At 71.8% G+C, this 12,229-nt stretch carries 9 protein-coding genes; 7 read left to right on the plus strand and 2 right to left on the minus strand.

The window, feature by feature from the left end:
* Nucleotides 1–24: 24 nt before the first annotated feature.
* Together recX and recA are read right to left on the minus strand one after the other, a co-directional pair.
* Nucleotides 25–804, minus strand: a complete 780-nt coding sequence (recX, locus tag ABZ267_RS24990; RefSeq protein WP_356749191.1) for a recombination regulator RecX — start codon at nt 802–804, stop codon at nt 25–27.
* 3 nt (nt 805–807) lie between these two features.
* On the minus strand, nt 808–1,938 hold the full coding sequence (gene recA / locus ABZ267_RS24995; protein ID WP_356749193.1) for a recombinase RecA: 1,131 nt from the start codon (nt 1,936–1,938) through the stop codon (nt 808–810).
* Between the two features lie 471 nt (nt 1,939–2,409).
* On the opposite strand from recA, the gene ABZ267_RS25000 reads away from it, so the two are divergent.
* The 7 genes from ABZ267_RS25000 to ABZ267_RS25030 all read left to right on the plus strand — a co-directional run bounded on the left by ABZ267_RS25000 (nt 2,410) and on the right by ABZ267_RS25030 (nt 12,190).
* A complete protein-coding gene (locus tag ABZ267_RS25000; RefSeq protein WP_356749195.1) occupies nt 2,410–4,002 on the plus strand; it encodes a S8 family peptidase in 1,593 nt (530 codons plus the stop codon).
* Nucleotides 4,003–4,190: 188 nt separating this feature from the next.
* Nucleotides 4,191–7,064: an AAA family ATPase gene (locus ABZ267_RS25005; protein ID WP_356899725.1), complete on the plus strand. Its 2,874-nt coding sequence runs from the start codon at nt 4,191–4,193 to the stop codon at nt 7,062–7,064.
* A gap of 51 nt (nt 7,065–7,115) precedes the next feature.
* Nucleotides 7,116–8,021 carry an SDR family oxidoreductase gene (locus ABZ267_RS25010; protein WP_356749255.1) on the plus strand — a complete coding sequence of 302 codons (906 nt, stop codon included), beginning with the start codon at nt 7,116–7,118 and terminating at the stop codon, nt 8,019–8,021.
* A gap of 45 nt (nt 8,022–8,066) precedes the next feature.
* Nucleotides 8,067–9,263, plus strand: coding sequence for a sensor histidine kinase (locus ABZ267_RS25015; protein WP_356749199.1), 1,197 nt, complete (start codon nt 8,067–8,069; stop codon nt 9,261–9,263).
* Complete coding sequence (locus ABZ267_RS25020) at nt 9,260–9,925, plus strand: response regulator transcription factor (RefSeq protein ID WP_356749201.1); 666 nt, start codon at nt 9,260–9,262, stop codon at nt 9,923–9,925. Before ABZ267_RS25015 ends, ABZ267_RS25020 begins: the two co-directional genes overlap by 4 nt.
* A 144-nt stretch (nt 9,926–10,069) precedes the next feature.
* Nucleotides 10,070–11,404 carry a cytochrome ubiquinol oxidase subunit I gene (locus ABZ267_RS25025; RefSeq protein ID WP_356749203.1) on the plus strand — a complete coding sequence of 445 codons (1,335 nt, stop codon included), beginning with the start codon at nt 10,070–10,072 and terminating at the stop codon, nt 11,402–11,404.
* 9 nt (nt 11,405–11,413) lie between these two features.
* Nucleotides 11,414–12,190 (plus strand): cytochrome d ubiquinol oxidase subunit II, encoded by a 777-nt coding sequence (locus ABZ267_RS25030; RefSeq protein ID WP_356749205.1) that lies wholly within the window; start codon nt 11,414–11,416, stop codon nt 12,188–12,190.
* The last annotated feature ends 39 nt before the right edge of the window (nt 12,191–12,229 follow it).

A 12,229-nucleotide genomic window follows, 5' to 3' on the forward strand; every position in this document is an offset into this window, starting at 1 on the left:
ACAACAAATCCCGCCCCGCCTCCCTCAGAACGGCTCGTCCAGACCCTCCGTGTCCTCGCCCTCCTCCTCCAGCGCCCGGCGCACCACCCGCAGGGCCATGCCCTCCCCGTATCCCTTGCGGGCGAGCATGCCCGCGAGGCGGCGCAGGCGCTTGTCGCGGTCCAGGCCGCGGGTGGAGCGGAGCTTGCGGGCCACCAGCTCCCGGGCCGTCTCCTCCTCCTGGTCGGCGTCGAGCTGCCCGACCGCCTCGTCGATCACGGACGGCTCGACGCCCTTCGTCCGCAGCTCGCGGACGAGGGCGCGACGGGCGAGGCCCCGGCCGTGGTGCCGGGACTCCACCCACGCCCCGGCGAAGGCCGCGTCGTCGATCAGCCCGACGTCCTCGAAGCGTGCGAGGACCTCCTCGGCCGCCTCGTCCGGGATCTCCCGCTTGCGCAAGGCGTCCGCGAGCTGCTTGCGCGTGCGCGGCGTCCCGGTGAGCAGGCGCAGACAGATGTTGCGCGCCTGCTCGACCGGGTCGCGCGGCTCCCCCTTGTCCCGCCGGTCGCGCGGCTCCCCCTGCTCGGCCCTCGACGAGGAGGGGGAACCGCTGCTTCTGGTGGTGGAGCGGGCACGGCGGCCCGCTCCTTCGCCGAACCCGGCGCCCGCGTCCGCTCCCCCGCGTGAGCGGCGCCCGGACCGCGCCCCGCGACCGGTCCCCGGCTCGTAGGCGGACCCGTCCGTGGGTCCGTCGACGAATTCGGGGCCGCCGGGGCCGCCTCCGGGCTCCGCCGGGCTTCCCGGCCACTCCGTACGACGTGTCACGGCCTAGCTCTTGGCCGCCGCGGTCTTGGCCGGCTTCGCCTTGGTGGCCGCAGCGGTCACCGGCTTCGCCGCACCGTCCGCCGCCGCATCCGTGGCCGCGGCTCCTTCCGCGGCCGGCTCGGCGGTCTCGGACTCCGGCCGGACACCGACACCCAGCTTCTCCAGGATCTTCTTCTCGATCTCGTTGGCGAGGTCGGGGTTGTCCTTGAGGAAGTTGCGGGCGTTCTCCTTGCCCTGGCCGAGCTGGTCGCCCTCGTAGGTGTACCAGGCGCCGGCCTTGCGGACGAAGCCGTGCTCCACACCCATGTCGATCAGCCCGCCCTCGCGGCTGATGCCCTGGCCGTAGAGGATGTCGAACTCGGCCTGCTTGAAGGGCGGCGCGACCTTGTTCTTGACGACCTTGACGCGGGTGCGGTTGCCGACGGCGTCGGTGCCGTCCTTGAGTGTCTCGATCCGGCGGATGTCGAGGCGCACCGAGGCGTAGAACTTCAGCGCCCGGCCACCGGTCGTGGTCTCCGGCGAGCCGAACATCACGCCGATCTTCTCGCGGAGCTGGTTGATGAAGATCGCCGTGGTCTTGGACTGGTTGAGCGCACTGGTGATCTTGCGGAGCGCCTGGCTCATCAGGCGGGCCTGGAGACCCACGTGCGAGTCACCCATCTCGCCCTCGATCTCCGCACGGGGCACCAGGGCCGCGACGGAGTCGATGACGATCAGGTCCAGCGCGCCGGAACGGACCAGCATGTCGACGATCTCGAGGGCCTGCTCACCGTTGTCCGGCTGGGACAGGATGAGGTTGTCGATGTCGACGCCGAGCTTCTTGGCGTACTCCGGGTCCAGCGCGTGCTCGGCGTCGATGAACGCCACCGAGCCGCCGAGCTTCTGCGCGTTCGCCACGGCGTGCAGCGTCAGCGTCGTCTTACCGGAGGACTCCGGCCCGTACACCTCCACCACGCGGCCGCGCGGCAGGCCGCCGACGCCGAGCGCGACGTCGAGGGCGGTCGATCCCGTGGGGATGACCTCGATGGGCTCGTTGGGCCGCTCACCGAGGCGCATCACCGCGCCCTTGCCGAACTGTCGTTCAATCTGTGCGAGTGCGGCGTCCAGCGCCTTCTCGCGGTCGGTTCCTGCCATGGGTTCCACCCGATTTGCTTGAGTCGATCGCTTCACGTCAAAGACGCTAACCCCTGCCACTGACAATGGGCCTCGACGTCCTCCCGGCCTGTGGACAACTCCACGGTCGGGCCCGGAAAAACCCGGCCGAAATCCATGAGAATGGATGTTCGATTTTGGTGTCAAGCGCACCACGCGGGGCCGGGCGGCCGGACGGGCGGGCTCGGCCCGGCCGGAACGGTGCCGGAACGGTTGGGTACACCTACGCATTGTTCGACCTGCCCCCAGGGCTCGATTCTTCCTGAGGCGGCGGTGGCTCCGCCCCTCGTGCATCTGCCGGCCCCCCAAGATCGGCATCCGCCGTACGAGGTCGACGTCGCAATCGTCCGGAGCCTCCGCCGCGCCCCTTCCTTCGCCCGTGCCCGGTGTTCGCCGTGCGCGGGCCCAGCCGGGACCGGAGCCGGTCCCGGCCAACCCCTCAGGAGGAATCGCATGGTGTCTCAAGCTGCGGTGTGGCGCGTCGCCGCTGCCGCGTGTGCGGTCGGCGCACTGATCGCCGGTGCCGGTACGGCCGGTGCAGCACCCACGCCCCCGCCCACCGAAGGGCGCATCCTCGGTGCCGACCGGGCCGGCGCGGTGAAGGGCTCGTACATCGTCACCTTCAAGGACTCGGTGGCGCGGGCCGACGTCGACAAGGTGGCGAGATCCCTCACCGGACGGCACGGCGGCAAGATAAGCCACACCTACACCGCCGCCCTGCGCGGCTTCTCCGTGAAGGTGGACGAGGAGCAGGCCCGGAAGCTGGCCGCCGATCCCTCCGTCGCCCGGGTGGAGGCCGACGGAGTCGCGTACGCCCTGGGCACCCAGAACGACCCGACCTGGGGCCTGGACCGCATCGACCAGCGTGACCTGCCGGGCGACCGGAAGTTCACGTACCCCAACACCGCCTCCGATGTGACGGCCTATGTGCTCGACACCGGGATACGCACCTCGCACCGGGAGTTCGGCGGCCGCGCGGTCAACGGCTACGACTTCATCGACAACGACGCCGTAGCCCAGGACTGCAACGGGCACGGAACCCATGTGGCGGGCACGGTCGGCGGTGCGACGTACGGCGTCGCCAAGGCCGTGAAGCTCGTGGGCGTCCGGGTCCTGAACTGCCAGGGCTCCTCCGGCTCCACCTGGGCCCCGGTGCTCGCCGGCATCGACTGGGTGACGAAGAACGCGGTCAAGCCGGCCGTCGCCAACATGAGCATCGGCGGCGGGCGCACCTCCTCGGTGGACGACGCGCTCGCGAAGTCGATCGCCTCCGGCGTCACCTACGTCGTCGCCGCGGGCAACGACGGCGCCAACGCCTGCAACACCTCGCCGGCGGCGGTGCCGAGCGCGGTGACGGTCGGCGCCACCGACAGCCGCGACGCCCGGTCGATCTGGCCGAGCGGCAAATCCTCCAACCACGGCACCTGCCTGGACCTCTTCGGCCCCGGCTCCGACATCGTCTCCGCCTCCCACCTCAACGACACCGGCTCCCGTTCCGACGGCGGCACCTCCATGGCCTCCCCGCACGTGGCGGGCGCGGCGGCCCTCATCCTCTCCGCCAACCCGTCCTGGACGCCGAAGCAGGTCCACGACCGGCTGATCGCCGACGCCACTCCGAACAAAGTCACCGACGCGAAGACCGGGTCGCCCAACCGTCTGCTGTACGTCCCGAACGACGGCGACACCACGCCTCCGCCCACCGGCAAGACCTTCGAGAACACCACCGGCTACCCGATCCGCGACAACGCGACCGTCGAGTCCCCCATCACCGTGAGCGGCATCACGGGCAACGCGCCCGCGACGCTCTCCGTCACGGTCGACATCCGGCACACCTTCCGCGGTGACCTGCGGGTCGACCTCGTCGCGCCCGACGGCGGTGTCTTCCGGCTCAAGGACTACAACGCCAACGACGGCGGCGACGACGTACGCGGCACCTTCACCGTGAACGCCGCGTCCAAGCCCGCCAACGGCTCCTGGAAGCTGCGGGTGAACGACAACTGGGTCAACGACACCGGCACGCTGAACTCCTGGTCGCTGAAGTTCTGACCCGCACCCTTCGGTAACACCCCACCGGACCGCCGGCGATCCATGTCCCGAACCCTGCTGGATCCCGGCGAACCCGGCCGGTGAGACCTCTCCGCGAACCTCACCGGCCGGTGGGGGGACGCCTGCGGCGCCCGCACATGCGCCGCAGGCGTCACTCCTCTTTCGCCCCACCGCCGCGAAGCGCCATCATGCGCAAGGAGCTCCCGCGAGGCCGGAAGGAAGCCGTGAACGCCGACCCGCCGATTCCCCTGCCAGGTGCCTTCATCGGGCGTTCCGCGCTCCTGGACGGCCTCCGCCCGGCGCTCGCCCGGCGGCCCTCCGTCGTGGTGATCACCGGCGAGGCAGGAGTGGGCAAGAGCCGGCTGGTCCGCGAACTCCTCGACACGACACCCTCGTCGCGCACCTTGGTGGCCCGCTGCCAGGAATCGGACGCCCCTTTCCCGTACGCACCGCTCCTGGAGACGCTGAGCCGCTGCCGCCCCCGCCCGGAAGACCTGCCACCGGTGACCGGAGCACTGCGCGGACTGCTGCCCGACCTCGCCGCGCTCCTGCCGCCGGCGCCGCCTCCCGCAGACGATCCACGCACCGGACAGCACCGCGTTCTACGAGCCCTGTGCGCGTTGACGGCGTCCCTGGGGAGCGTGGTTCTGGCCGTGGAGGACCTCCAGTGGGCCGCCGAGGACACGGTCGCCTTCCTTCGTGCGCTGGTATCCGATCCGCCGCCGGAGCTGGGACTCGTCCTCACCGCGCGCAGCCGGACGCTTCCTCACACCGACGCGGCGGAAGGCGACGGGCTCCCTTTCCCGCTGCGCCCGCCGCCCCATGTGGCGCTGGTGGAACGGCACCTCGTACCGCTGTCGGTGGTGGAGACGGGCACGATGGCCGCCGAGCTGCTCGGCGTACGGACGGTGCCTCAGGAGTTCGCCGACCGGCTGCACGGGTGGACGGGCGGCCTTCCTTACGTCATCGAGGAGGTGCTCCGGCGGTGGCCGGACTCCACTACGCGGGTGCTTGAGCCTCCGCTGCCCGCCTCCGTGCGCCGTGCGGTCGAGGAGCGGCTGCGTCACCTTCCTTCGGACGCGCGGCGGGTGGTCGGCGCGGCAGCGGTGCTCGGCGATCCCGCGCCCGTACACCTCCTGGGAGCGGTGGCGGGACTGGGTGAGCGGGAGACCCGTCGTGCGCTCGCTGCGGCGCTGAAAGAAGGTGTCGTACGGGCGGCGGACGGCGGCTACGTCTTCCCTTACGGCCTGGCGCGCAGAGCTGTGTACGAGGCGGTCGCCGAGCCGGAACGGCCCGTACTGCATCTGCGTGCGGCCCGCGCACTCGCCCGGCACGGCGGTCCTCTCCCGCTGGTGCGGGTCGCCGAGCACTACCGGTGCGCCGGTCTCTCCACCGAGGCGGTGCGCTGTCTGGAGGCGGCCGCGGACCGTGCCGCCCGGGACGGGGACGCCGGCGGGGCCACGGACGGTTACCTCGACGCCTTGCGCGGCGGGCCCTCGGCCGTCGTCCGCGACCGGATCGCGCTGAAGCTGGCCCGCGTCGCGCTGAACGCCCGGCCCGGCCCGCAGGTGCCCGCAGCCCTGCGGGAGGTGCTCGATCAGCGTTCCCTCGGTCCCGGGCCGAGCGGCGAGATCCGGCTGCTCCTGGGCCTGTTGCTGCGCAACCAGTCCGGTTCCGGTCTGGAGGCGCTGGAAGAGATAGCGCGGGCCGTTCCCGATCTGCTCGCCGTGTCGACGGGACAGGCCGCGCGGGCGTTGGCGATCATCGCGATCCCCTCTCTCAAGGGCTGGCCGCTCGGCGAGCACCGGCGGCTGCTGGCCGAGGCGGAGCGGCTGCTGCCACAGGTCGACGAGAAGGACCTGCGTTCGGCCGTGCTGGCCAACCGGGCCACCGCGCTGGCCCTGATGGGCGACCCATCGGCGTGGGACGCGGTGGCCGATCTGCCCGACGCCCTCACCGGCGAGGCGGCGGCGCGGGTGCACGCCAATCTGGCGGGGGCCGCGACCGCTCTCGGCCATCCGGTACGTGCCCGCGCCTTCCAGGCCCGGGCGTGGCAGGCCGTCCGGACGAACCATGCCCCGTACCTCGAAGCGTTCGTCGAGACCACGGACATGCTCGCCGCCTTCACGGGCGGCCGGTGGGAGGGGTTGCTGGAGCGGGCCGAGCGCGCCGAGGAGCAGTACGGGGACGTGCCCGACTTCCACGCGGAGGCCCTGCTGGTCTGCGGGCTGCTGCGCCTGCACACCAAGGGCCAGACCGATGTGGCGCGCCGTCTCCTGGAGCGGGCCGTCCGCACCACCGCACTGGACACCGGCATCGTGCTGACCTCCGCAGCGGCCGCCGTGGTGCAAGTCCACCTGGCCGCCGACCGCCCCGCGCAGGCCGTCCAGGCGGTGGAAGGGGCGCTGCACCACGTCCGCCGTACCGGTGCGTGGGTCTGGGCGAGCGCTCTCGCGCCGTCGGCCGTCCAGGCGCTGGTCCGGGACGGCCGGGCCGGTGAGGCCCACCTCCTCGTCGCGGAGCTGGCCGACGGCATCACCGGCCGGGACGCGCCGGCCGCCCGGGCCGCACTGCTGACCTGTCGGGCGCTGCTCACCTCGGCGTCCGGCCTCCAGGCCGGGTCCGGCGGCTCCGATGGCCTGTACGCGGCCGCCACGGACGCCTGGGCGGCCCTGGAGCGGCCCTACGAGGCCGCGTACGTCCGGGAGGCCTGGGGGCTGCGGCTGCTGGCCACGGGAGCGGCGGGCGGCCGTACCGTGCTGCACGAGGCCATCGCGGCCTACCAGGACATCGACGCCGTATGGGATGTGCTGCGCTGTCAGCGCGGGCTGCGGGACCATGGCCAGGTCACCGTGCGCAGGCCCGGCGCGCTGGGATACGGCGACCATCTCTCACCCCGGGAGCGGGCGGTGGCCCGGCTGGCCGCGCTCGGCCTCTCGAACCGTGAGATCGCGCACGAGCTGGTCCTCTCGCACCGGACGGTCGAGCACCATGTGGCGCGCGCTCTGCGGAAGCTGGGCGTGTCGTCCCGTACCGAGATCGGCTCGCAGCTCGGGCTCTGACGGAACAAGTGCCCTACATCAAGGCGATATGCGACCTTCTTCGCTGCCGGAATCGCCGGACAGTGCCCCCGTTACGGGCTCCGCTCTCGCCGGACCCGAGGAGCGGGCCGCGGGATCGCCGTACAGCTGGGCGCCGCCGGCGCGACCGTCTACGTCACCGGGCGCACGAGCGGCTCGCAGCGCTCCGAGATGGACCGGCTGGAGACGATCGAGGAGACGGCGGCCCTGGTCGACGCGGCGGGCGGCCGCGGAATCGCCGTACGGGTCGACCATCTGATCCCCGACGAGGTCAGCGCGCTCGTCGCCCGTGTTTCCAGCGAGCAGGGGGCCCTGCACATCCTGGTGAACGACATCTGGGGCGCCGAGATCGAGTGGGACAGGACGGTCTGGGAGTCGTCGCTCGACACCGGGCTGCACACGCTGCGGCTGGCCGTCGACACGCACGCCATCACCAGTCACTTCGCGCTACCGCTGCTGATCGAGACTCCGGGCGGCCTGGTCGTCGAGATGACCGACGGGACGGACGAGTACAACGCGGCCCACTACCGCGTCTCCTTCTTCTACGACCTGGCGAAGGCCGCCGTGAACCGGATGGCCTTCGCGCTCTCCCATGAGCTCGCGCCGCACGGTGCGACCGCCGTGGCGCTCACGCCCGGCTGGCTGCGCTCCGAGGCGATGCTCCAGGCCCACGGCGTCACCGAGGCCACCTGGCGCGACGCCATCGCGCACGCGCCCCACTTCGCGATCTCCGAGTCGCCCGCCTATGTGGGCCGGGCCGTGGCCGCTCTCGCCCGCGACCCGGAGGTGGCGCGCTGGAACGGCCGGTCGCTCTCCAGCGGACAACTCGCCCAGGTGTACGGCTTCACCGACACCGACGGCAGCCGTCCCGACGCCTGGCGCTATCTGACCGAGGTCCAGGACCAGGGACTGCCCGCCGACGTCACGGGCTACCGCTGACCTCCGGCCGTCCCCGTCCCGTACGCCGCGCCTATCCTTCCCTCCATGTCCCTCCCTTCCGGTCCACGCGGTGGTGGCCTGTCCGCGCGCACGGCCGACATCGGGGTGACCGGCGCCGTCACGCTGTTCGTGGTGGTCTGGACGCTGCTGACCATGCGGTACGAGAGCGAGCCGCTGAACCGTACGGTGATCGGCTGGGCGCTCATCGCGGTGGGCTGCGGGGCCCTGTACTTCCGCCGCCGCGCACCCGTCGCCGTGGCCGCCGTGACGCTGGCCGTCTGCGTCGTCTATTACCCGCTGTCCGTGTACGACGGTCCTCTTATGGTCACGTTCGCGCTCGCGCTCTACACAGCGGCCGCCGAAGGACGGTTCACGGCCGCGGTCGCTCTGGGTGTGGTCACGCTGATCTCCGTCGGGTTCGGTGAGGCGCGCCAGCACGACGGCAACCGGCAGATCGACGACATGTCGCTGTTCATGCTCGCGGGCTGGCTGGTCAGCCTGGTCGCGGTGGGCCGGGCCCAGTGGACGCGCGGCGCCTATCTGGCCGAGGTGGAGCAGCGGGCGCTGGCGGCGGAGCGGGAGCAGGAGGCGCGGGCCGAGCAGAGCGCGACCGAGGAGCGGCTGCGGATCGCCCGGGAGCTGCACGACGTCCTGGGACACAGCATTTCGCTGATCAACGTGCAGTCGGGCGCGGTCCTGCACAAGTTGAGCAAGAACCCGGAGCCCGCAGCGGCCCTGTCCGCCGCCGAGGAGGCCCTGGAGGCGGTCAAGGCCACCAGCAAGGACGCGCTGCGCGAGCTGCGCTCCACTCTCGGCGCATTGCGCAAGCCCGAAGAGACGGCCCCGACCGCACCCACCTCCGGTCTCGACCGGCTCGACGAACTCGTCGCTCGGGCCCGCACCACCGGCATCGAGGTCCGTCTCCGCTCCGAGGGTGAGCGGCGGCCGCTGCCGCCACCGGTCGATCTGGCGGCGTACCGGATCGTGCAGGAGTCGCTCACCAACGTCACCCGGCACGCGCGGGCGACCGGTGCGGTGGTGACGGTCGACTACACCGACGAACGAGCCGTACGGGTGCGGGTCGAGGACGACGGAGAGGGCTCGCCCGAGGGCTCTCCGGCCGGCAGCGGCATCCGGGGCATGGCCGAGCGTGCCAGGGCCTTCGGCGGCGAGCTGACGGCGCGGAACACCACACAGGGCTTCGCCGTGAGCGCCCGGCTGCCGATCGAGGGGACCGAATGATCCGCGTAGTACTGGCCGACGATCAGACCCTGGTACGGGCGGGCTTCCGCTCGATCCTGTCCGACGAGGACGACATCGAGGTCGTCGGCGAGGCCGCCGACGGCGGACAGGCCCTCGCGCTGGCCCACGAACAGCGTCCGAACGTGGTGCTGATGGACATCCGGATGCCCGCGATGGACGGCCTGGAAGCCACCCGCCGCATCACCACCGATCCGCGCCTGGCGGCAGTCCGGGTCGTCATCCTGACCACCTTCGACATGGACGACCACGTCTACGGAGCCCTGCGCGCCGGAGCCTCCGGCTTCCTGGTCAAGGACACCGAGCCGATGGAACTGCTGCACGGCGTACGGGTGGTGGCGCGCGGCGACGCCCTGATCGCGCCGGCCGTGACCCGGCGGCTGATCTCGGAGTTCGCGAGCCGCCGGAAGCAACCCGAGCCGGGTCCGCGCCTGAACGCTCTCACCGAGCGGGAACGCGAGGTCATGGGGCTGGTAGGCGCCGGGCTCTCCAACGACGAGATCGCCGCCCGGCTGGTGCTCAGCCCGGCCACCTCCAAGACCCATGTCAGCCGGATCATGACGAAGCTCGGCGTCCGCGACCGGGCCCAGCTGGTGATCCTCGCCTACGAGTCGGGCATGATCACGCCCGGCTGGCTGGCCTGAGAGCCGTCGAACGCAGAGGTCGAGCGCAGGCCGAGGCGCCAACTCCCGTAGTACGCGGACGGCCGCCGCCGCAACTTCCGTAGTAGGCGCGTTGTCCTCTCCGGGCCGACGCGCACCACCGACCCGCGCACCGAGGCTTCCTGGGTGGATCCGGAATCGCTCGACCTCGCGCGGCTGCAGTTCGCCCTCACCGCCGGGGGCCACTTCCTCTTCGTCGCTCTGACGCTGGGAATGGCCCTCCTGGTGGCCTGTCTCCAGACAGTCGCCACGGTCACCCCTAAGGCAACGCATCAGCGGATGGTGCGGTTCTGGGGACAGCTGTACGTCATCAACTACGCGGTCGGCATCATCACCGGGCTGGTGATGGAGTTCCAGTTCGGGCTGAGCTGGAGCGGTCTGACGCACTACGCGGGCAACGTCTTCGGCACCTCACTGGCCGTCGAGACGATCGTCGCGTTCTTCGTCGAATCGACGTTCCTGGGGCTGTGGATCTTCGGCTGGCACCGGTTCAACCGGTGGGTCCACCTGGCGACGATCTGGGTCGTCGCGCTGACCGCTTGCGTGTCGGCATACTGGATCCTCGTCTCCAACGGCTTCCTCAACAACCCTGTGGGCCACCGCGCCGAGAGCGGCAAGCTGGTTCTCGCGGACGCCGGAGCGCTGCTCACCAACCCCAGTGCGCTGCTGGCCTTCGGGCACATCCTGGGCGGCGCGCTGCTGACAGCCGGCTTCTTCATGGCGGGCGTCAGCGCCTACCACCTCTTCCGGCGCACTCCCGCAGTCGCGTTCTTCGTACGGAGTCTGCGCATCGGCGTGTTCGTCTCCTTTCCGGCCCTGTGGGTCACGGCGGGGTTCGGCGGGGTCCAGCTGGCCTCGCTGACGGATCTGCAGCCGATGAAATCCGCCGTCTTCAGCGGGAAGACGGCGGAGATCGCCGACCTCCAGGCGGAGATGGCCGTCCGGTTCGGCCCCGGCGACTACGTGCCCTCCGAGGTGTGGACGCGCGGCGGCGCCCTGGTGATGCTGCTCGCGTTCGCGCTGATGATGTACCTCTGCCTGGCCGGGACCGTGCTCGCCTGTTTCCGCAAGGCCGTTGAGCGCTTCCGGCTCTGGCATGTGGTGCTGATGGCCGCCGTTCCGCTGCCGTATCTGGCGATGATCAGCGGCTGGGTCTTCCGGGAGGCCGGACGGCAGCCCTGGGTGGTGTACGGGCTGCTGAAGACCGGGGACGCCGTCTCCAGCCACTCCCACGGCACCATGCTCGCCTCGCTGATCACCTTCACCGTGCTGTTCGCGGCGCTGGCCGTCGTCAACGGATGGCTGCTCCTGCGGCACGCACGCCTGGGGCCGGTGGAGACAGGCCTCGGCCACGACGAGCGGCTCTCCGCCGATCCCGTACCCGCTGCTCCGGAAGCCCAGGCCGCTCAGGATCCCGGCGGCCCCGCCGGACCTCCGCCGCCCTTCACCCCCCGCTACTGAGGAGCCGTCGTGGACACCTTGGCCGTCTGCCTGCTCGCCTTCTTCGCCATCGGCTACTTCGTCCTCGCCGGGTCGGACATCGGCACGGGCATGCTGCTGCCGTACCTGGGCGCGGACGAGGACGAACGACGCCTGGTGATCGCCGCCTTCGCGCCGTTCTTCCTGGGCAGCGAGGTGTGGCTGGTGGCCACCGCGGGCGTGCTCGTGGGCTGCTTCCCGGTCCTGGAGGGCGAGCTGCTGAGCGCCCAGTTCACCGTGGTCGTGCCGCTGATCGCCGGGTGGATGGTGCGGGACGCCGGGCTGTGGCTGCGCGGGCGTGGTGGCGGGCGGCGTTGGCGGACGGGGTGCGACGGCGCTGTGGTGTGCGGGAGCTGGGCGGTGGCGCTGGCCTGGGGGTGGCTGCTGGCAGCGCTCTTCGCGGGTGCGCCGGAGCATACGGCCGCCGCGCCGGTCGGGGCCGTGACCGCGCTCGCCGTCGCCGCGCTGTTCGCCGCGCACGGACTGGGCTTCGCGGCCCTGCGCCTGACCGGGCGGCCCTGGACCCGGGCGCACCGGCTCGTCGGACGGACCGGCGCCGGCAGGTCCTTCGCGCTGACCGCCGTCCTGATGGCCGCCCTGCCGCTGTTCGCGGGCCCGGCGCTCCGTCCGACGGCGAACGCGGCGGACCGGGCGTCGCTCACCCTGCTCGTCCCCGTCCTGCTCGCGTTCTGCCCGCTGCTGGTCGCCGCCCAGGCCTGGACCTGGCACACCTTCCGGCACCGGGTGACGCGTCCCTCGTACCTCTGACGCCGCTGCAGGGCCTGTCGTTCGGATCGGGCCGGACCC

It is taken from the genome of Streptomyces sp. NPDC006174 (assembly GCF_040614075.1).
GTDB lineage: Bacteria > Actinomycetota > Actinomycetes > Streptomycetales > Streptomycetaceae > Streptomyces.

What these genes read in the sequence shown, in the direction of transcription:
- recA (WP_356749193.1), bottom strand. Translation starts at nt 1,938, where the DNA reads ATGGCAGGAACCGACCGCGAGAAGGCGCTGGACGCCGCACTCGCACAG.
- ABZ267_RS25000 (WP_356749195.1), top strand. Translation starts at nt 2,410, where the DNA reads ATGGTGTCTCAAGCTGCGGTGTGGCGCGTCGCCGCTGCCGCGTGTGCG.
- ABZ267_RS25005 (WP_356899725.1), top strand. Translation starts at nt 4,191, where the DNA reads ATGCGCAAGGAGCTCCCGCGAGGCCGGAAGGAAGCCGTGAACGCCGAC.
- ABZ267_RS25015 (WP_356749199.1), top strand. Translation starts at nt 8,067, where the DNA reads ATGTCCCTCCCTTCCGGTCCACGCGGTGGTGGCCTGTCCGCGCGCACG.
- ABZ267_RS25020 (WP_356749201.1), top strand. Translation starts at nt 9,260, where the DNA reads ATGATCCGCGTAGTACTGGCCGACGATCAGACCCTGGTACGGGCGGGC.